Below are 20406 nucleotides of genomic sequence, written 5' to 3' on the forward strand. Positions count from 1 at the left end.
CCTTCCCCATGAGTCCCCACGAGAGCGGAGAGAGGTACGTGTGATGAGTGAACTGACCCTGCCGGTACTGGTCGAGATCTTCCGGGAGTGCGCGGGCGAGCCGGACGGCGCCGGTCTGGACGGTGACGACGTCGGTGACGTCGAGCTGAGCGTCCTCGGCTACGACTCGCTCGCCCTGCTGGAGGCGATCAGCCAGGTCGAGCGGAGGTACTCCATCGGCATGCCCGACGCGGAGACCCGGATCAAGACGCTGAACCAGTTCCTCGACCAGGCCAACGAGCAGCTGGTCCGGCAGCCCTGACCCCCGCCCCGGACCCCCGCCCGTCCCGTCCGCCGGATCAGCCGGCGGACGGGACGCCGACGAAGAGACCCCGTCCGGCGGGCGCCACGGGGACGTAGTCGACGCGGAAACCGGCGGCCTCGAACGCCGCCTCGTACCGCTCCTGAGCGAACAGGCCGATCAGGTGCGTCTCGCGGAAGTGCCGTACGCCCGAAGCGCCGTCGGCGACGAGATAGTGCACGTCCATCCGGGAAGCGGCCCCCTCCCGCACCGAGTGGGAGACCCGGGACACCGTCCGCTCCCCGACGGTCGCCGTGGCGCCGGCGACGTGCCCGTCCAGGTACGTCTCCGGGAACCACCACGGGTCGACGGCCACCACCCCGCCGGGCGTCAGGTGCCGCGCGAACCGGCGCAGCGCGTCGACCAGGGCCTCCTGCGTCAGCAGGTAGCCGATCGAGCCGAACATGCACGTGATGACGTCGTAGGTGCGGCCGAGCTCGAAGTCCCGCATGTCGCCGATGTGTACGGGCACCTGCGGCAGCGCCGTCCGCGCGAGACGGGCCATCGGCTCGGACAGCTCCAGCCCGGCCACCTCGTCGAACAGCTCGTCGAAGCAGCGCAGGTGGGCCCCGGTGCCGCAGGCCACGTCCAGCAGGGAGGCGGCGTCCGGCCTGCGCGCCCGCACCTGCCGCTCCACCTCGGCGGCCTCCTCCCGGTAGTCCTTGCCGCGGCTGCGGTGGATGAGTTCGTAGATCTCGGCCAGTTCGGCTCCGTACACGGCGACCTCGTTCGACAGGCACCCGGCGGCGAACCCGACAGGCGCGGGGGTGGGGACAGGGGTCCGGCGGACCGATGGTCGGGCGGGCCGCTAGAAGAACGCCGGAGACCGGCTTGACGCACGGGACCCCGGGGGCGCGCGTGGCCCCGGAACCCGCTGTCGAGCAGGGTTCGAACCAGCCCTGTCAGGGTCGGGGCACCACGGACCCGCGGCACAGGTTGGAGTCCCACCGTGAGCACAGGCACGAGCACAGACCGGCCCGCCGGCGAACGCCCCGGCGCCGGGTCCCCGTCGGCACAGGACGAGGTCGCCGGGCTGCTGGAGGTACTGCGCGGCTACCTGGACCAGGCACCCCAGCTCAGTCTCCCGCCGCGCGCCTTCACCTCCCCCGAGCTGTACGAGCTCGAACGCACCCGCGTCTTCGGACGTTCGTGGGTGCTCGTCGCGCACCGCGACGAACTCGCCGAGCCGAACAGCTACGTCTCGGTCGACATCGCGGGCGAGCAGATCGTGGTCACCCGCGACGCGGACGGCGCCCTCCACGGAATGTCACCGATCTGCCGGCACCGGATGATGCCGCTCGTCGAGCCCGGCGCCGCCGGCCGGGCCGACTCCTTCACCTGTCCGTACCACCTCTGGCGGTACGGACTCGACGGCCGGCTCATCGGCGCCACTCACATGCGGGGGAACCCGGACTTCGACCCGAAGAACTGCCGACTGCCCGCCTTCGCCGTCGAGGAGTGGCACGGCTTGGTGTACGTGAACCTCGACGCGTCCGCGGCCCCCCTCGCCCCCGAACTGAAGCGCGTCTCGGGCGACCTGACCAACTACCGGCTCGACGAGATGGCGCAGCTCGGCTCCTGGAGCGAGGAGTGGGCCTGCAACTGGAAGGTCGCCGTCGAGAACGCCCACGAGAACTACCACGTCCTGGGCTTCCACCGGGAGACCCTCCAGCAGTCGACGCCCGGCGGGTCCGACACCGACGTACGGGTCGACTCCCCGTGGGCGCTGCGCCTGCTCGTGCCGTTCACCGAGCCGCAGGAGACCTACGCCCTGCCGCTGACCGACGCGGAGAAGGCCCACCTGTACGGCATCTTCGTCTTCCCCGCGGCGAGCATGGCCGCGGCGGGCGAGATGGTCATCTGGCTCAGCCTCATCCCGCGGACGATCGACCGGACGCTGGTCCGCGGCGGCATCCTCGTACCGCGCGCCGCACTGGAGGGCGCCGACCTCGACGAGATGCGCCGGCAGGCCGAGACGTACGCCGGAATGATCAACAGCGAGGACCGCATCGGCCTGGAGGCCGTCCAGCGCGCGGTGGGGTCCCGCTTCGCCGCCCGCGGCCACCTGAGCCCCAAGGAACCGGGTGTCGTGGCCTTCTACCAGAACCTGGCCCGGGCCCTGCTGCGCTCCGACGACGACTGGCCCGGAGGCCTGTAGCCCCCCGCGGACCGGCACGTCCGCCCGCGCACACCGCGCCGGTCGCCACCGCGACGGCCGCCACGGCGTTCATCCGCACCCAAGCAAGCCACTCAAGGAAGAGGACACCCATCGTGCTCAGTTGTCGGATCTGCGGCGGTCGGCTGCACGAGTTCATCGACTTCGGACAGCAACCGCTCTCCAGCGGGCTCCTGGAGCCCGAATACCTCGGCGACGAGTTCTTCTTCCGGCTGGCCGTCGGCGTCTGCGGGGACTGCACCATGGTCCAGCTCACCGAGGAAGTGCCGCGCCACCTGATGTTCAACAGCCACTACCCGTACCTGTCCTCCGGGTCCTCCGTCATGCGCAGGCACTTCGAGGAGACCGCCCGGCACTTCCTGGAGACCGAACTCACCGGGAAGGACGCCTTCCTCGTCGAACTGGGCTGCAACGACGGGGTCATGCTCCGCGCCCTCGCCGAAGCCGGAGTCCGTCACCTGGGCGTCGAGCCCTCGCAGAGCGTGGCCGACATCGCCCGGCGCCAGGGCATCCGCGTCGCCACCGAGTTCTTCCAGGAGTCGACGGCCGCCGACATCCGCAAGGAGGAGGGACACGCCCAGGTCATCTTCGCGGCCAACACCATCTGCCACATCCCCTACCTGGACTCGATCTTCCGAGGCGTGGACGAACTGCTCGCGCCGGACGGCGTGTTCGTCTTCGAGGACCCCTACCTCGCCGACATCGTCGACCTCGCCTCCTTCGACCAGATCTACGACGAGCACTACTACTTCTTCTCCGTCTCCTCCGTGAGCGCCATGGTCGAGCGGTTCGGTTTCGAGCTGGTCGACGTGGAACGCCTCTCCGTCCACGGCGGCGAGGTCCGCTACACCATCGCCCGGGCCGGACGGCGCACCCCCTCGCCCGCGGTCGCCGAACTGCTGGGGCAGGAGCGCCTGCGCGGGCTGTCCGACCTCGCCACCCTCCAGGGCTTCGTGACCCGCGTGGAGCGGGCCCGGGACGAACTGGTCGCACTGCTGCGCAAGCTGCGCGACGAGGGCCGTACCGTCGTCGGGTACGGGGCCACCGCCAAGAGCGCCACCGTCGCCAACTACTGCGGCATCGGGCCCGACCTCATCTCGTTCATCTCCGACACCACCCCGAACAAGCAGGGACGGCTCACCCCGGGCTCGCACATCCCGGTGCGCTCAAGGGCCGACTTCGAAAACCCCTACCCCGACTACGCCGTGCTGTTCGCCTGGAACCACGCCGAGGAGATCATCGCCAAGGAACAGGGGTTCCGGGACGCGGGCGGCCAGTGGATCCGCTACGTGCCGGACGTCCGCGTTCTCTGAGCGCGCCCGCGCCGGAACACGCGAACCACGCCGGACGAGGAAGGGTGCCCGATGCGGGTCCTGTTCACCACACACACAGCGAAGTCCCATCTGTTCGCACAGGTCTCGCTGGCCTGGGCACTGCGGGCGGCCGGCCACGAGGTCCACATGGCCGGCCAGCCCGACCTCGCCGACGACATCACCCGCACCGGCCTGACCGCCGTGACGGCCGGAGCCGCGCTCGACCTGGCGGCCCAGATGGAGTCGTACGAACAGCCCGACGGGTCCGGCGACGGCACGGCGCAGGACCCCGGGGCCTGGGAGGAGGCCGCCGGCGCGGACGCGTACCGGGCCGTCGCCGAGCGGTACGAGTACTGGACGGACATGACCGAGATCCGTCCGCAGAAGCTGACCTACGAGTACATGCACGGCGTCTTCACCGCCATGACCACCCAGGTGTTCCAGCAGTACTCGGCCCCCGCGATGATCGACGACCTGGTGCGCCACGCCCGCTGGTGGCGGCCCGACCTGGTCGTCTGGGACCCGCTCACCTTCGCCGGTCCCGTCGCCGCCCGGGCCGTCGGCGCGGCCCACGTCCGGCTGCTGTTCGGCCTGGACCTCATCGGCCGGATGCGCCGGCCCTACCTCGACGCGGTGGGCCGGCTGCATCCGCGGCAGCGCGAGGACCCCATGGAGGAGTGGCTCGGCGAGACCGTGCGGCGCTACGGCGGGGAGTTCGGCGAGGACCTCGTCGTGGGGCAGCGCACGATCGACCCGCTCCCGCCCTCCCTGCGCCTCCTGGACGCACCGGACCGGATCCCGATGCGGTGCGCGCCCCACAACGGCAGCTCCGTCCTCCCGGACTGGCTGCGCGAGCCGCAGCCGCGCAGGCGCGTCTGCCTCACCCTCGGGGTCTCCCATCGCGAGCTGCTCGGCGCCGACCGGGTCCCCCTCGGCGACGTCCTCGAGGCCGTGGCCGGGCTCGACGCAGAGGTGGTGGCCACGTTGAACCGGGCCCAGCTCGCGTCCGTCACCGCGGTGCCGGACAACGTCCGCGTCGTGGACTTCGTACCGCTGGAGACGCTGCTCCCCAGCTGCTCCGCGGTGATCCACCACGGCGGTGCGGGCACCTTCAACACGGCGCTGAGCTGCGGAGTGCCGCAGCTGATCCTGCCCGACGGGGTGTGGGACACCGATCACAAGGCACGCCTGCTCCAGGAGCGCGGAGCCGGCCTGCGGGTCGCGCAGCCCGAGAAGGCCGACGCCGCGATGCTGCGCGGCATGATCACGCGGCTGCTGGAGGAACCGTCCTTCGCCCGGGCGGCCGCCCGGCTGCGCGGGGAGTCGAGGGAGATGCCCACGCCCGGCGCCGTCGTCCCCGTACTCGAAGAGCTCGCCGGGCGACGAGCGCACGAACGACAGGGAGAGTGGCAGTGAAGGACCTATCGCGCCGCGGATTCATCGCGGGCGGCGTCGCGGCCGGCGGCGCCGCGGCGCTGGCCGCGGCCGGCACCGGAGCGGCCGCGGCGGCGGACACCGCAGCGGACACCGCGGCCGCCGGCTGCTTCCCGGCGCCGCCGGCCAAGGACATACGGCCGGGCGACCCCCGCTACGAGGAGCTGATCGCCCGCGGCTACAACGGGCGCTTCTCCGGACGGCCGGAGTCCGTACGCCTGGTCCACCGCGCGGACCAGGTGGTCGCCGCGGTGGACGACGCCCTGCGGACCGGCCGGCGGATCGCCGTCCGCAGCGGCGGGCACTGCTTCGAGGGCTTCGTCGACGACCCGGCCGTCCAGGTCGTCGTCGACGTCTCCGAGATGAAGTCCGTCCACTACGACCCCCGGCACAACGCCTTCGCCATCGAGTCCGGCGCGACCCTCGGCGAGGTGTACCGCACCCTCTACCTCGGCTGGGGCGTGACCGTCCCGGCGGGCGCCTGCCCCAGCGTCGGCGCCGGCGGGCACATCGCCGGCGGCGGCTACGGGGGACTGTCGCGCCACCACGGCTTCGTCGCCGACCACCTGTACGGCGTCGAGGTCGTCGTCGCCGACCGCCCCGGCCGGGCCCGCCTGGTCACCGCCACCCGCGACCCGGCCGACCCCCACCACGACCTGTGGTGGGCCCACACCGGCGGCGGAGGCGGGAACTTCGGCGTCGTCACCCGCTATCTGATGCGCTCGCCCGGCACGCACGGCAACGACCCCACGACCCTGCTGCCCCGGCCCCCGGCGAACATCCGCTCCGTCACCATCGGCTGGTCGTGGGAGGACATGACCGAGGCGGCCTTCGTGCGGATCCTGCGCAACCACGGCGCCTGGCACGAGAAGGAGTCCGGCGCCGGCTCCCGCTACGCCCCCCTCAGCGCCTGGCTGATCCTGAACCACCGGGCCGCCGGACGGTTCACCCTCGTGGCCAACGTGGACGGGGCCCTGCCGCACGGTGCGAAGCTCCTCGACGAGTACGTCGCGGCGGTCACCGCCGGCACCGGGGTACGGCACGAGGCCGAACAGGCGACCGCGCTGTGGATGAAGTCCACCCTGACCGCCGACCCCTACGCCGGCGGCAGGTACCCCTTCAAGTCCAAGGCCGCGCTCCTGCGCAAGGCCTGGACGGAGACCCAGATCCGCACCCTCCACCGCTACCTGACCAGCTCGGGCGGTGAGCACCAGGGCTCGGCCGTCTACCTCTCCACCCTCGGCGGCAGGATCAACACGGTACCGGCGGCCGCGACGGCGATCCCGCACCGGGACAGCCTGTTCAGCGCCTCCTACGAGACCTCGTGGTGGCCCGGGATCTCCGGCGACGAGCAGCTTGCCTGGGTGCGCGGGCTGTACCGGGACGTGTACGCCGACACGGGGGGCGTCCCCGTCCCCGACGCAGCCAACGGCGGGGCCTACGTCAACTACCCGGACGTCGACCTCGCCGACCCCCGGTGGAACACCTCCGGGGTGCCCTGGCACACCTTCTACTACCGGGACAACTACCCCAGACTCCAGCAGGTCAAGGCCCGCTGGGACCCGGCGGACGTCTTCCGCCACGCACTGTCCGTCCGGCCGCCGGGCCGCTGACGCGCCGACGGCGCCCGCGGCCCGCGCGCCCGCGGCCCCTCACACCAGGGACTCCAGGCGCCCGACGAGCGCGGCGGGGGACGGCATCGCCCTCACCTCGTCGCGCACCTCGGCCGCGGCAGCCCGCATCCCCTCGTCCTCCAGCAGGGCCCGGAACTCCGCCGCGCCGACGGTTCCCGCCGCCGCGCCGATCGCGATGCCCCGCTCGACGACCGCCCGCTCGTTGTCCTTCTGGTCCGGGCTGAGCGGCATCACGCACTGGGGCACGCCCAGGGCCATCGCCACCGCCGACGTACCCGACCCACCGTGATGGATCAGCCCGTGACAGGTCTTCAGCAGCGGCCCCAGGGCGAGCCAGTCCACCGTCTTCACGTTCGGCGGAAGTTCGCCCAGCAGCGACGGATCGCCGCCGCCGAGGGTGACGACGAACTCCGCGTCCGTGCCGCCCGCCGCTGCGACGAGCGGCGCCAGCACGGCCAGGCCGCCCCACAGCCCGGCGATCGACCCGAGCGTCACCGCGATCCTGGGCCGGCGCGGCGGCTCCAGCAGCCAGCCGGGCAGCTCGCCGTTGCCGTTGAAGGGCACGTAGCGCATCGGCACGTCGTCGTCCGCCCGCACCCGCTCCGGGAGCAGCTCCAGCAGGCTCGACGGCATCGAGTTGAGCCGGAAGCCGGGCGCCGGCACCGGTGCGGCATCGTGCCGCACGTAGTGCTCCTTCATGTGATCGCGCATCAGTCCGGCGATGCCCGGTGCGCTGTCGGCCGGACCGGTGACCACCGACACGGCGGGCACGCCGATCGCGCCGGCCACCAGCGGGCCGGCGCCCTGCAACGGAGAGTGGACGATCACGTCCGGGGACCAACAGCGGGCGACCTCCATCAGCCGGTCGACGGTGACGCCCGAGACCCGGGCGAACAGCGCGGCGACGAACTCGTCCCCGCCGTCGACACTGAAGTCGATCTCCTCGGGCCGGAACACCGTCGCGTAGTCGAGCCCGGGGGTCACATCGACGACGTCGACGCCCGCCGCGGCCACCGCGCCGACGTCACCGCCCTGGGCGAACAGCACCTCGTGACCTGCTGCGGTCAGCGCGTGCGCCAGGGGCACGGACGGGAAGATGTGCCCCAGCCCTGGGGAGTTGACGAACAGTACGCGCATGGGGACTCCTCGCCTCATGAAAGGGGTGGGGGTGGTGGTGCCACCCTCCCCCCGTGTCCTTGAAGGCTCACGGAGCCTCGTTGAACACCCCCTTCGAGCGTCTTTCGACACCCTGCTGCCAGGGTCGGTTCCCCCAGCGAGCCGAAGGACTGCCTTGTCAGATGGAGATCATCGGTAACGGGTTCCTCGCACGACATCTCGCACCGCTCGCGGCCGGACACCCCGCGGTGACGGTGCTGGCCGCGGGAGTGCCCACGCACCCGCTGCCCGACGCGGAACACCTGCGTGAGACCGCGCTCGTCGAAGACACGGTCCGGCACTGCCTGCGGCAGGGCCGCATGCTCGTCTTCTTCTCCACCGTCAGCATGTACGGGGGACCCGGCGAAGGAAGCGGCCCCGGCGACGAGAGCGGCCCGCGGGCCGCCTCCACCCGCTACGGCCGGCACAAGCTCGACCTCGAGCGGCTCGTCAGGGCCTCCGGGGTGCGCCACCTCATCCTGCGGCTCGGCTACGTACTGGGCCCGGACGAACCGGACTTCCGCCTCCTGACGGCACTGGTCACCCAGGTCCTGGCGGGCCGGGTGCGCGTCCAGTACGGAGCGCGCCGGGACATGCTCCACGTCGCCGACTTCACCACCGTCGTCGACGCCCTGCTGCGTACCGGGGTGTGCGACGAGACCGTGAACGTCGCGTCCGGGGACTGCGTGGAGGTCGCCGAGGTCGTGCGCCACCTCGAACACCGGCTCGGCGTCACCGCCCGGTGGCAGGTCTCCGACGACGGCATCGGGCACTGCCCCTCGGTACGGAAACTGCGGCGGCTGGTGCCCGGGCTCGACCGGCTGGGATTCGGGCCGGGATACCACCGGTCCGCCATCGACCGATATCTGGCGGCGACGCGTCCCGCGGACGTCATCCGGAACGAAAGGACACAGACGCCATGACGGCGGGAGACCTCACCGAACCGCGCACACCCGAGGGCCACGCACTGCTGGAGGTACTCGACCGGCACCTGCCGGACCTGGCGGCCGGCGCCGCCGAGCACGACCGCAACGCCACGTTCCCCCTCGACGCGGTCCGCCGCATGGGCGCCGACGGCGTACTCGGCGCGACCGTGCCGAGGGAGTTCGGCGGACTGGGCGTGGCCAGCGTCCACGACGTGTGCCTCGCCGTGAAACGGATCGCCGAGGCCGACGCCTCGGTCGCCCTGTCCCTGCACATGCAGTTCAGCCGCGGCATCACCATGTCGTACGAGCGGGAGCACGGCACCGACACCGGGCGCGCCCTGGCCGAGCGGCTGCTGCGGCTCATGGGCACGGAACGGGCCCTGATCAGCGGCGCCCTCAAGGACGCCGGCGTCACCACCGAGCTGGTGCCCGCCGACGACGGCGGCTGGCGGCTGACCGGCCGCAAGATCCTCGTCAGCATGGCCCCGTTCGCCACGCACGTCGTCGTCGCCGCGCAGACCCGCCCCGCTTCCGGGCCCGCACGGCTCGCCTCGGCCTTCCTGCCCGCCGACACCCCCGGCCTGAAGGCGCCGGACAACTGGAACGGCATGGGCATGCGGGCGTCCGCCAGCACCGAGGTCGTCTTCGAGGACTGCCCCGTACCCGCGTCCGACGTCTTCCTGCGCGGACCGGTCGGCGTCCGCAACGACGCCGCGATGGCCGGACAGACCGTCAGCTCGATCGGACTGCTCGGGGTGTACGCCGGGATCGCGCAGGCTGCCCGCGACTTCGCCGTCGCGGGCATCGCCCGGCGCGGCGGCCGGCCGGCCGCGGCCGTGCGCACCCTCGTGGCCGAGCTCGACGTGAAGCTGTACACGCTCCGCACGGCGCTCGCGGCGGCCCTGGCCAACGCCGACCACCACGCGCACCGCACGGGGGTCGACGCCGACGAGCGCGGCCGCCTGATGATGGCGCCCTTCCAGTACGCGAAGCTCGTCGTCAACCGCACCGCGGCCGCGATCGTCGAGGACAGCATGACCCTGATGGGCGGGGCGTCCTTCACCACCAGCCACCCCCTGTCCCGCCACTACCGCGACGTCCGCGCCGGCTGGTTCATGCAGCCCTTCACCTACGCCGATGCCGTCGACCACCTGAGCGCGCAGGCGCTCGGCACCGACCCGGAGGGGAGCACGTCGTGAGCGGGACGAAGGGCGAACCGGTGGAGGAACGGCCCGTCGACGCCCTGGTGCGGATGTCGAACCTGGTGACCCCGATGGCGCTGCGCGTCGCTGCCACCCTGCGGCTGGTCGACCACCTGCGCCGCGGCGTCACGAGCCCCGAGGCCCTCGCCGGGGCCACCGGGGCGGACGCGGACGCGCTGACCCGGCTGATGAGGCACCTGGCCGCCGCCGGGGTGCTGGAGGAGACCCAACCGGGCCGTTACGCACCCACCCGCCTCGGCGACCTGCTCGCCGAGGACGACCCGTCACGGCAGCGCTCCTGGCTCGACCTGGACCAGGCCGTCGGCCGCGCCGACCTGACCTTCCTCGACCTGCGCGAGGCGGTCCGCACCGGACGGCCGCAGTACGAGGACCGCTACGGCAAGCCCTTCTGGACGGACCTGTCCGAGGACGACGCGCTCGGCGCCTCTTTCGACGCCCTGATGACGACCCGGGAGGACGCCGCCTTCGCCGCGCCCGTCGCCGCGTATGACTGGAGCCGGGCCCGGCACGTGCTCGACGTCGGCGGCGCGCCGGGCGGTCTGCTCAGCGCGATCCTGCGGGCCGCACCCGGAGCCCGCGGCACCCTGCTGGACCTGCCGGGAGCGGCACGCCGGGCGCGCGAGCGCATCGAGGCGGCCGGCCTGGACGACCGCGTCGACGTCGTCGCCGGGGACTTCTTCGAGGAACTGCCGGTGTCCGCCGACCTCGCCGTGCTGTCCTTCGTCCTCCTCAACTGGTCGGACGCGGACGCGCTGCGGATCCTGGGACGCTGCCGCGACGCCCTGCGGCCCGGGGGCCGGATCGTCCTGCTGGAACGGGCCGAGGCCCCGTCCGGCGGCACGCGGACCTCCGACCTGTACTTCAGCGTGCTCGACATGCGCATGCTCGTGTTCCTCGGCGGCCGGGTCCGAACCGACCGGGAATGGGCCGCCCTGGCCGACGCGGCAGGACTCCGGATCGTCTCCAGGACCGGGCCGCTGGCCTCGCCCAGCGTGCCCCTGGACTCCTGCCTGTGGGAACTGGCACCGGTCTGAGCCGCCGGCCGTCCCGTCCACCACGACCGCCGTCCCACGGAACCGGGGGGTTCCCGCAGCCGAGAGGAAGACCGAAGTGGCAGAACGCATCGTCACGTCGCAGGACGTGCAGCTGTGGAGCGAGGACTTCGGCGACCCCGCCGATCCCACCCTGCTCCTGGTGGCGGGCGGGGGCCTGACCGCGATGAGCTGGCCCGCCGAATTCGTCGAGCGGCTCGTCGCCGGCGGACTGCACGTGATCCGCTACGACCACTGGGGAGTGGGCCGTTCCACCGCCTGGGACCCCGCCGAACGCCCGTACAGCTACCTGCGGCTGGCCGCCGACGCCGTCGCGGTGCTCGACGGCTGGGGCGTCGAACGGGCCCACTTCGTCGGCATGTCGATGGGCACGGTCCTGTGCCAGCTGGTCGCCCTCGACCACCCGCAGCGGATGCTGAGCATGTCGATGATGCTCGGCGGAGCACTCGACGTGGACTTCCCCGGCAACATCCGACGCGCCTTCGCCGGCGAGCCCTCGGCCGACGGACTGCCCCTGCCGCAGGAACGGTTCCTGAAGGCGCTCGCCGTGATGAACGAGGAGGTGGACGGTCCGGAGGCGGAACTGGAGCGGCGGGTGCGCCGGTGGAAGCTGTTCTCCGGTGACGGGGCCCCCTTCGACGAGGCCGACTTCCGGCGGTGGGAACAGCAGGCCGTCGACCACTCGGGTTCCCTCACCGAGCCGCAGGTGCACTACGCGGTGCAGCCGCCGCCCCGGGAGCGGGCCGCCGAGCTGCGCGACGTCCGGGTCCCCACCCTGGTGATCCAGGCCGTGCAGGACCCGATCGCGCCTCCGCCCCACGGACGCCACCTCGCCGGCCTGATCCCGGGCGCGGACCTGGTCGAGATCGAGGACATGGGCCATGCCCTGCCGCGCTCGGTGCACCCGCCGCTCGCCGAGGCCCTGCTGGGGCACGTACGCCGGTGCGGGTGACCGTGCTCGGCCGCCCGCACCGGCGCACGCCACCGCCCGCAGCGGCGGGCCGCGTCAGTCGGCGAGCTCGAACCGGGGCTCCTCGGTCCGCGTGCGCTTGACCTCGTAGAAGCCGGGAACCCCGGCCATCAGCAGCAGGCCGTCCCACAGCCGGCCGGCCGTCTCCCCCGTGGGCGCGGGGGAGACGACCGGACCGAAGAAGCCGACCCGTTCGCCGCCCGGCCGCACGACCGACACGACCGGGGTGCCGATGTCACCCCCGGCCAGTGCCACGGCCTGCGCGTGCGAGGCCCGAACGGCCGCGTCGTACGCCGTGGAACCGGCGACCTCCGCGATCTCCTCCGGCAGCCCGGCGTCGGCCAGGGCCCCCGCCAGGTTCCCCCAGTCGCCCTGGAGGTGGAAGCGGGTGCCCATCGCCGTGAAGAGGTCACCCAGCGCCCGCTGCCCGTACCGCTCCTCCACCGCGGCACAGACCCGCACCGGCGCCCACATGTAGTCCTCCCACTCGCCCTCGGGGTTGTCGTCGCGGTGCTCGTTGAGCACCGACAGACTCATCACCCGCCAGTGGACGGTCACCGGCCGCACCTTGGTGACCTCCACCAGCCACCGCGAAGTGATCCAGGTGTAGGGGCAGACGGGGTCGAACCAGAAGTCCACGGTCCGCTGTTCGGTCATCGATCGGTGCTCCTCACACGGCTCTCCCGACAAGGCACCCGCTAGCGCCGCCAGCCGTCCGGCTCCGGCCACGGCTCGCCGAGCTGGCGGTACGTGCTCTGGTACTCCGGCCAGTCCCGGTGATCCCTGATCTTGCCGTCGACGAGGCGCAGCAAGTGGATCTGCTCCCCGGAGAAGCGGCGGCCGGTCGGCGCGATGCCGACCATGGGACCGACCTGGCGGCCGTAGAGGACCAGGTAGGCCCGTACCCAGTCGCCCCGCTCCTCGATCCTGACCTCCTCCAGGTGCGCTTCCTCGGAGAAGGTCTTGCGCACCCAGGCTACCGCCATGGCGAACGCGTCGGGCCCTTCACCGAGCCCGTGCTCGATCGTGGCCGGATTCAGGTACTCCGGGTGAATGAACTCGTGGACGTCGTCCGTCCGGCCCGTGTTGTACGCCGCGATCATCCGCCGCACGGCTTCGAGGTTCCGACTCACAGTGTGCCTCCGGCTCTCGGGGTGCTCGTTGCCGACGAGCATCGCAACACGGGCCCGACCGGAGGATCGACGTTCGCTGGAGCCGCTTCTCCACGGTCGCTCCACGGCTCCTCCACGGACGCTCGACCCCGGACCGCCCGCCGCCGCCGCCGGGTCCAGACGCTGTTGAGCGGGCTGCGAGAACCGACGCCCACGTTGGACGACGCCACATCGTCAGAGCGCGACGCCGGACCTGAAAAGAGGCGTGAGATGCAACCCAACGACCTTGATCCCAGCGGGAGCGGGGTGGTCACCTTCATCAACAGGTTCACCGTGCACGCCTCGCCCGAGGAGTTCGAGAAGGCCTTCGCCGAGACCGGACGGCACCTCGCCGGCCGGGACGGATTCCTGCAGTACACGCTGCACCGGCACGCCGAGGACCCGACCCGCTGGGTCAACATCGCCCACTGGCGTGACGCCCGGTCCTTCCGCGCCGCGGTGGGCGCCCCCTCCTTCCCCCAGCACGTCGCCCGGCTGAGGGAACTGAGCACCAGCGAGCCCGGTCTGTACGTCCCCCGGCAGTACGTGCCGGCGGAGCGGGCGGCGACGGAGGGCCTCTGATGGCCACGTCCACGGGCCGCCGCGTCGTCATCACCGGCATCGGGGTCGTCGCCCCGGGAGCCGTGGGGCGCAAGCCCTTCTGGGACGCCCTGACCGCCGGACGGACGGCCACCAGGAGGATCAGCTTCTTCGACCCCGGCCCCTACCGCTCGCAGATCGCCGCCGAGGTGGACTTCGACCCGCTGGCCGAGGGACTGACCCCGCAGCAGGCCCGGCGGATGGACCGGGCCGCCCAGTTCGCCGTCGTGAGCGCCCGGGAGGGCGTCGCCGACAGCGGGCTGGACCCCGCGGAACTCGACCCCGCGCGCACCGGTGTCGCCATCGGCAGCGCCGTGGGCTGCACCATGAGCCTGGAGGACGAGTACTCCGTCGTCAGCGACGGCGGCCGGCTGTGGAACGTCGACGCCTCCTACGCCGGACGGCACCTCTTCGACTACTTCGTGCCGCACTCGATCGCGGCCGAGGTCGCCCGCGACGTCGGCGCCGAGGGACCCGTCTCGCTCATCTCGACCGGCTGCACCTCCGGACTGGACTCCGTCGGGCACGCGGTCGACCTCATCCGGGAGGGCACCGTGGACGTCATGGTGGCCGGGGCCACCGACGCCCCGATCTCGCCCATCACCGTCGCCTGCTTCGACGCCATCAAGGCCACCACACCGCGCAACGACGACCCGGGGCAGGCCTCACGGCCCTTCGACCGGACCAGGAACGGCTTCGTCCTCGGCGAGGGCGCCGCGGTGTTCGTCCTGGAGGACGCCGAGCACGCGCGCCGGCGTGGTGCGTACGCGTACGCCGAGATCAGCGGCTTCGCCTCGCGCTCCAACGCCTTCCACATGACCGGACTGCGCCCGGACGGCCGTGAGATGGCCGAGGCCATCCGCGTGGCCATGGGGGCGGCCGGGGTCGCCCCCCGGGACATCGACTACGTCAACGCGCACGGCTCGGGCACCCTCCAGAACGACCGGCACGAGACGGCGGCCTTCAAGAGGGCCCTGGGCGAGGACGCCTACCGGGTGCCCGTCAGCGGCATCAAGTCGATGATCGGCCACTCGCTGGGGGCAATCGGCTCGCTGGAGATCGCGGCCTGCGCCCTCACCATCGAGCACGACACCATCCCGCCCACCGCCAACCTGCACGAGCCCGACCCCGAATGCGACCTGGACTACGTGCCGTTGACCGCGCGCCGGCAGCGCGTGGACACCGTACTCACCGTCGGCAGCGGCTTCGGCGGCTTCCAGAGCGCCATGGTGCTGCGCAGCCCGGAGAGGGCGACGTCATGACGACCACCGCCGTGATCACCGGCATGGGCGTGATCGCCCCGACCGGCCTGGGCGCAGCCTCCCACTGGAGCCGTACGCTGGCCGGACGGGCCGCGATCGGCCCCGTCAGCAGCTTCGACGCCGGGCCCTACCCCAGCCGGCTGGCCGGCGAGATCGCCGGCTTCGATCCGCAGGAGCACGGCATCCCGAGCCGGCTGCTCCCGCAGACCGACCACATGACCCGGCTGGCGCTGGTCGCCGCCGAATGGGCGATCGAGGACGCCGGCGTGGATCCCGCGGCGATGCCCGAGTACGGCGTGGGCGTGGTCACCGCCAGCTCGGCCGGCGGATTCGCCTTCGGCCACCGGGAGCTGCACAACCTCTGGAGCAAGGGGCCGGAGCACGTCAGCGCCTACCAGTCCTTCGCCTGGTTCTACGCCGTGAACACGGGCCAGATCTCCATCCGGCACGGCCTGCGCGGCCCGGGCGGCGTGGTCGTCACCGAACAGGCCGGCGGCCTGGACGCCCTGGCCAAGGCCCGCCGCCACCTGCGCGACGGCGTACCGATGGTGATCGCGGGCGGCGTCGACGGTTCCCCGTCGCCCTGGGGCTGGGTGGCGCAGCTGGCCGGCGGCCGGATCAGCACCGTGAACGATCCCGCCCGGGCCTACCTGCCCTTCGACGAGGACGCCGCAGGCCACGTACCGGGAGAGGGCGGCGCACTGTTCGTCCTGGAGACCCCGGAGTCGGCGCGTGCCCGCGGCGTGCGGTCCTGGCCCGCGGAGATCGCCGGGCAGGGGTCCACCTTCGACCCGGCGCCCGGCACCGGCCGCCCGCCGAACCTGCGGCGCGCCGCCGAACTCGCCCTGGACGAAGCGGGGCTGGACCCGGCGGACATCGACGTGGTCTTCGCGGACGCCGCGGGCCTCCCCGAACTCGACCGCGCCGAGGCGGACGCCCTCCGCGGGCTCTTCGGCCCGCAGGGGGTTCCCGTGACCGCGCCCAAGACGATGACCGGACGGCTCGGCGCCGGCGGGGCCGCCCTGGACCTGGCGACGGCCGTGCTGTCCATCCGGGACGGGGTGATCCCGCCGACGGCCAACGTGCGCCGGCCGGTCGCCGACTACGGCATCGACCTCGTCCGCACCCCCCGCCACGTGCCGGTGTCCGCCGCGCTCGTGCTCGCCAGGGGACACGGCGGCTTCAACGCGGCCGCCGTCCTGACCCGCCAACGATGACGACGAGGAGAGACATGTCCGCCCAAGACGACCGCCACGCCCTGGTCACCGGTGCCACCAGTGGCATCGGGCTCGCCATCACCACCCTGCTGTGCGAACTCGGGCAGCGCGTGTTCATCTGCGCCCGCGACCCCGAGAACGTCGCACTCACCGTCGAACGGCTCCGCGACAAGGGGTACGAGGTCGCGGGGCAGGCGTGCGACGTACGCTCCACCGAACAGGTCGGCGCCCTCGTCCGTGCCGCCGTGGACCGGTACGGCCCCGTGGACGTGCTGGTGAACAACGCCGGCCGCAGCGGGGGAGGCCCCACCGCGCAGATCACGGACGAGCTGTGGCTCGACGTCATCGACACCAACCTCAACAGCGTCCTGCGGATGACCCGCGAGACGCTGACCGCGGGCGGCATGCTCGACCGGGGCACGGGCCGGATCATCAACATCGCGTCGACCGGCGGCAAGCAGGGCGTGGTGCTGGGCGCCCCCTACTCCGCCTCCAAGCACGGAGTCGTCGGCTTCACCAAGGCGCTGGGCCTGGAGCTGGCCCCGACCGGCATCACCGTGAACGCGGTCTGCCCGGGCTACGTCGAGACGCCGATGGCCCAGCGGGTCCGGCAGGGGTACGCCGCGGTCTGGGACACCACCGAGGAGGCCGTGCTGGAGCGGTTCGAGGCGAAGATCCCGCTCGGCAGGTACACCACCCCGGAGGAGGTCGCCGGACTCGTCGGCTACCTCGTCACCGACCGGGCCGCACCCGTCACGGCGCAGGCGATCAACGTCTGCGGCGGACTGGGCAACTACTGACGGCCCCGGCCGAGGAGCAGGAGACCCGCACCATGACGAACAACCACCGAGCCGAACACCGGATCACCGTGCGGGCCCCCGCCCGCACCGTCTACGGCCTGATCGCCGACGTCGAGGCATGGCCCCGGGTCTTCCCCCCGACCGTGCACGTGGACGTGCTGGAGCGGACCGCCGGCGAGGAGCGCATCCGTATCTGGGCCACCGCCAACGACGCCGTCAAGACCTGGACCTCGCGCCGTGTCCTCGACCCCGACGGACTGCGGGTGGGCTTCCGCCAGGAGGTCTCCCAGCCGCCGGTCGCCGCGATGGGCGGCGAATGGATCATCGAGCCGCTGTCGGACACCACCTCCCTGGTCCGCCTGACCCACGACTACCGGGCCGTCGGCGACGACCCGGAGGGCGTGGAGTGGATCACGCGGGCCATCGACCGCAACAGCGACGCGGAACTGGACGCGCTCCGGCGGGCCGCCGAACGGACCCCCGGCACCGGGGAGGACGAGCTGTCGCTGGAGTTCGACGACGTGGTGGAGGTGGCCGGCGATCCCGCCGACGTCTACGACTTCCTCTACGACGCCCGCCGTTGGCAGGAGCGGCTGCCGCACGTGAACCGGGTCGAGCTGGGGGAGGACACCCCGAACCTCCAGCTGCTGGAGATGGACACGCTCACCCCGAACGGCGCCGTCCACACCACGAAGTCGGTACGGGTCTGCTTCCCCTCCGACACCATCGTCTACAAACAGCTCAGGACACCCGCCCTGATGAGCGTCCACAACGGCCGCTGGCGGATCGTCAAGAGCACCTCCGGCTGCACCGTCACCTCGACCCACACCGTGGTCCTCGCCCCGGACGCCGTCGTCCCGGTCCTCGGCGAGGGCGCCACGGTCGCGGACGCGCGCACCTTCGTCCGCGACGCACTCGGACGCAACAGCACGGCGACCATGCTGCTCGCCAAGGAGCACGCCGAACGAGCGGCGCGGGAGCGCTGATGCGCGTCCTGTTCACCACCTTCGGCGCGCGCAACCACGTCCACGCCCAGGTCGCGCTGGCCTGGGCGCTGCGGACCGCCGGCCACGAGGTGTGCGTGGCCAGCCACCCCGACCTCGTGGAGGTCATCGCCCGCACCGGTCTGACCGCGGTCCCGGTCGGCCGTGAACTGGGCGAGGACCGGTTGATGGAGGAGCTGCGGGAACGCGAGGACGCCGACCGCGAGGTCTACGACGAGGACGCGCCGGACGCCCAGCTGCTGCTGGCCATGGACGAGCTGCGCCCGGAGAAGCTGACGTACGACCACATGCACGGCGTGTTCACCGCGATGACCTCGGCGGTCTTCCAGAACTACTCGTCGGCCGAGATGATCGACGACCTGGTGGGGTTCGCCCGCGGATGGCGTCCCGACCTGGTGATCTGGGACCCGCTGACCTTCGCCGGAGCCGTCGCCGCCCGGGTCACCGGCGCGGCGCACGCCCGGCTGATGTTCGGCCTGGACCTGGTCGGCCGCATGCGCGAGAGCTACCTGGCGCAGGTGCGCGGGCGCCCCGCCGCGCTGCGCGAGGACCCCATGCGGGAGTGGCTGGGCTGGGTGATGGAACGCTACGGCGGCGAGTTCACCGAGGACCTGGTGACCGGCCAGTGGACCGTCGACCCGGTACCGACCTCCCTGCGGCTGCCGGCGGACCTGCCGTACGTACCCGTCCGCTGCGTCGCCTACAACGGCCGGGGCAGCGTCCCGGACTGGCTGCGCGAGGCGCCCCGGCGGCCGCGGGTGTGCCTGACGCTGGGCGTCTCGCACCGCGAGGTGATGGGCGGGGACCAGGCGTCCATCGGCGAGCTGATCGAGGCGGTCGCAGGACTGGACGTCGAGGTCGTCGCCACCCTGAACGCCCGCCAGCTGAGGGACGTCGGCAGCCTTCCGCCCAACGTCCGCGCCGTCGACTTCGTCCCGATGGACGTGCTGCTGCCGACCTGCTCGGCGCTCGTCAGCCACGGCGGTTCCGGCACGGTGCACACGGCGTTCCTGTACGGCGTCCCGCAGATCCTGGTGCCGGGCACCATGTGGGACAACGCGGTCCGGGCCGACCTCGTGGCCCGGTCGGGCGCCGGACTGAGCCTGGACGCGCAGACCCTGACCGCCGCCGCCCTGCGCGAGGCGCTCACCCGCGTCCTGACGGAGCCGTCGTTCGCGGCCGGCGCCGAGCGGCTGCGCCGGGAGACGCTCGCCACCCCCTCCCCCCGGGACATCGTCCCGCTGCTGGAGCGGCTCACCGCCGAACACCGGAGCCGGGGAGCCGCGCACCACGACGATCTTGTGAGGACCGATGTCTGACGCAGCACCCCCGCCCCCGCCCCCGCCCCTGCCCCCGGCCCCGCGGTCGGTCGTGGTGACCGGCGGCGGCTCCGGGATCGGCAGGGCCGTCGCCCACGCCTACGCCGACCGCGGCGCGGGCGTCCTCGTCGTCGGCCGCACCGCCGCCGACCTCGAGGTCACGGCGAAGGGGTACGACACGATCAGGACGCTCGCGGTCGACCTGACCGGGGCCGACGCGCCCCGGGAGGTCGTGGGGACCGCCGTGCGCGAGCTGGGCGGGATCGACGTCCTGGTGAACAACGCGGCGGCGCTGGGCCACCGTGCCCTCGCGGACGTCGACCCCGAGCAGGTGGCCGCCCAGCTCGGCACGAACCTCGCGGCGCCCGTGCTCCTCACCCGGGCCGCCCTCGAGGCCCTGGCCGCCGACGGCGGCGGCACCGTGGTGAACATCGGCTCGTCCGGTGCGCGCGGGTCCCGGGCCTGGCCGGGCAACAGCGTGTACGGCGCCGCCAAGGCGGCCCTGGACTTCCTCACCCGCAGCTGGGCGGTCGAACTCGCACCGCGCGGCATCCGCGTCGTCGGCGTCGCCCCCGGGCTGGTCGACTCCGGCTTCGCGGAGCGGGCGGGCATGTCGCCCGAACAGTACGACGGCATGCTCCACCACGTGGGCGCGCTGACACCGCAGGGCCGTGTCGGCACCCCCGAGGAGATCGCCTGGTGGGTCACGCACCTCACCCGGCCCGAGGCACGCCACCTGACCGGCGCCGTACTGCCGGTCGACGGCGGGCTCTCCCTGACATGAACCGGTACGACCCCCAGATCGGGACGGGACGCCGGCAGGCCCCCGG

20 protein-coding genes are annotated in these 20406 nt (G+C 72.8%); 16 read left to right on the plus strand and 4 right to left on the minus strand.

The window, feature by feature from the left end; genetic code table 11:
* Positions 1-43 precede the first annotated feature (43 nt).
* Complete coding sequence (locus tag IH80_RS0102695; protein WP_030957330.1) at positions 44-301, plus strand: phosphopantetheine-binding protein; 258 nt, start codon at positions 44-46, stop codon at positions 299-301.
* A gap of 37 nt (positions 302-338) precedes the next feature.
* Here the strand turns inward: IH80_RS0102695 and IH80_RS0102700 are convergent, their stop codons facing one another.
* Complete coding sequence (locus tag IH80_RS0102700) at positions 339-1058, minus strand: class I SAM-dependent DNA methyltransferase (protein WP_030957332.1); 720 nt, start codon at positions 1056-1058, stop codon at positions 339-341.
* Between the two features lie 231 nt (positions 1059-1289).
* Here IH80_RS0102700 and IH80_RS0102705 point away from each other — a divergent pair, with 231 nt between their 5' ends.
* The 4 genes from IH80_RS0102705 (at position 1290) to IH80_RS0102720 (ending at position 6876) form a co-directional block, all read left to right on the plus strand.
* On the plus strand, positions 1290-2498 hold the full coding sequence (locus IH80_RS0102705) for an aromatic ring-hydroxylating oxygenase subunit alpha (protein WP_078906285.1): 1209 nt from the start codon (positions 1290-1292) through the stop codon (positions 2496-2498).
* A gap of 113 nt (positions 2499-2611) precedes the next feature.
* Entirely contained in the window at positions 2612-3829 is a 1218-nt protein-coding gene (locus IH80_RS0102710) for a class I SAM-dependent methyltransferase (protein WP_030957336.1), read from the plus strand.
* 51 nt (positions 3830-3880) lie between these two features.
* Positions 3881-5245 (plus strand): activator-dependent family glycosyltransferase, encoded by a 1365-nt coding sequence (locus IH80_RS0102715; protein WP_030957338.1) that lies wholly within the window; start codon positions 3881-3883, stop codon positions 5243-5245.
* Positions 5242-6876 (plus strand): FAD-binding oxidoreductase, encoded by a 1635-nt coding sequence (locus IH80_RS0102720; RefSeq protein WP_030957340.1) that lies wholly within the window; start codon positions 5242-5244, stop codon positions 6874-6876. The genes IH80_RS0102715 and IH80_RS0102720 overlap by 4 nt, the downstream gene beginning before the upstream one ends.
* 39 nt (positions 6877-6915) lie before the next feature.
* Here IH80_RS0102720 and IH80_RS0102725 read toward each other — a convergent pair whose 3' ends face one another.
* Positions 6916-8034, minus strand: a complete 1119-nt coding sequence (locus tag IH80_RS0102725) for a nucleotide disphospho-sugar-binding domain-containing protein (RefSeq protein WP_030957341.1) — start codon at positions 8032-8034, stop codon at positions 6916-6918.
* A gap of 161 nt (positions 8035-8195) precedes the next feature.
* On the opposite strand from IH80_RS0102725, the gene IH80_RS0102730 reads away from it, so the two are divergent.
* The 4 genes from IH80_RS0102730 (at position 8196) to IH80_RS0102745 (ending at position 12205) form a co-directional block, all read left to right on the plus strand.
* On the plus strand, positions 8196-8975 hold the full coding sequence (locus IH80_RS0102730) for an NAD-dependent epimerase/dehydratase family protein (protein ID WP_030957343.1): 780 nt from the start codon (positions 8196-8198) through the stop codon (positions 8973-8975).
* Positions 8972-10177, plus strand: a complete 1206-nt coding sequence (locus IH80_RS0102735) for an acyl-CoA dehydrogenase family protein (protein ID WP_030957345.1) — start codon at positions 8972-8974, stop codon at positions 10175-10177. Before IH80_RS0102730 ends, IH80_RS0102735 begins: the two co-directional genes overlap by 4 nt.
* Positions 10174-11235 carry a methyltransferase gene (locus IH80_RS0102740; protein ID WP_030957347.1) on the plus strand — a complete coding sequence of 354 codons (1062 nt, stop codon included), beginning with the start codon at positions 10174-10176 and terminating at the stop codon, positions 11233-11235. Before IH80_RS0102735 ends, IH80_RS0102740 begins: the two co-directional genes overlap by 4 nt.
* A gap of 76 nt (positions 11236-11311) precedes the next feature.
* Entirely contained in the window at positions 11312-12205 is an 894-nt protein-coding gene (locus IH80_RS0102745; RefSeq protein WP_030957349.1) for an alpha/beta fold hydrolase, read from the plus strand.
* 54 nt (positions 12206-12259) lie between these two features.
* On the opposite strand, the gene IH80_RS0102750 is transcribed toward IH80_RS0102745, so the two are convergent.
* Both IH80_RS0102750 and IH80_RS0102755 read right to left on the minus strand, forming a co-directional pair.
* Entirely contained in the window at positions 12260-12880 is a 621-nt protein-coding gene (locus IH80_RS0102750) for a DSBA oxidoreductase (RefSeq protein WP_030957350.1), read from the minus strand.
* A gap of 41 nt (positions 12881-12921) precedes the next feature.
* Entirely contained in the window at positions 12922-13356 is a 435-nt protein-coding gene (locus tag IH80_RS0102755; protein ID WP_030957351.1) for an ester cyclase, read from the minus strand.
* Between the two features lie 249 nt (positions 13357-13605).
* On the opposite strand from IH80_RS0102755, the gene IH80_RS0102760 reads away from it, so the two are divergent.
* The 7 genes from IH80_RS0102760 to IH80_RS0102790 are packed head-to-tail and all read left to right on the plus strand — an operon-like array spanning position 13606 to position 20360.
* On the plus strand, positions 13606-13956 hold the full coding sequence (locus IH80_RS0102760; RefSeq protein WP_030957352.1) for an antibiotic biosynthesis monooxygenase family protein: 351 nt from the start codon (positions 13606-13608) through the stop codon (positions 13954-13956).
* Positions 13956-15236 (plus strand): beta-ketoacyl-[acyl-carrier-protein] synthase family protein, encoded by a 1281-nt coding sequence (locus tag IH80_RS0102765; protein ID WP_030957354.1) that lies wholly within the window; start codon positions 13956-13958, stop codon positions 15234-15236. The genes IH80_RS0102760 and IH80_RS0102765 overlap by 1 nt, the downstream gene beginning before the upstream one ends.
* Positions 15233-16453 carry a ketosynthase chain-length factor gene (locus IH80_RS0102770; RefSeq protein ID WP_030957356.1) on the plus strand — a complete coding sequence of 407 codons (1221 nt, stop codon included), beginning with the start codon at positions 15233-15235 and terminating at the stop codon, positions 16451-16453. The genes IH80_RS0102765 and IH80_RS0102770 overlap by 4 nt, the downstream gene beginning before the upstream one ends.
* Before the next feature lie 14 nt (positions 16454-16467).
* Positions 16468-17253, plus strand: a complete 786-nt coding sequence (locus tag IH80_RS0102775) for an SDR family NAD(P)-dependent oxidoreductase (RefSeq protein ID WP_030957358.1) — start codon at positions 16468-16470, stop codon at positions 17251-17253.
* Positions 17254-17285: 32 nt separating this feature from the next.
* Complete coding sequence (locus tag IH80_RS0102780; protein WP_030957360.1) at positions 17286-18239, plus strand: aromatase/cyclase; 954 nt, start codon at positions 17286-17288, stop codon at positions 18237-18239.
* Positions 18239-19576 (plus strand): activator-dependent family glycosyltransferase, encoded by a 1338-nt coding sequence (locus IH80_RS0102785; RefSeq protein ID WP_030957361.1) that lies wholly within the window; start codon positions 18239-18241, stop codon positions 19574-19576. Before IH80_RS0102780 ends, IH80_RS0102785 begins: the two co-directional genes overlap by 1 nt.
* Positions 19569-20360, plus strand: coding sequence for an SDR family NAD(P)-dependent oxidoreductase (locus tag IH80_RS0102790; RefSeq protein ID WP_051808697.1), 792 nt, complete (start codon positions 19569-19571; stop codon positions 20358-20360). The genes IH80_RS0102785 and IH80_RS0102790 overlap by 8 nt, the downstream gene beginning before the upstream one ends.
* The last annotated feature ends 46 nt before the right edge of the window (positions 20361-20406 follow it).

It is taken from the genome of Streptomyces sp. NRRL S-378, assembly GCF_000720645.1.
Lineage (GTDB): Bacteria > Actinomycetota > Actinomycetes > Streptomycetales > Streptomycetaceae > Streptomyces.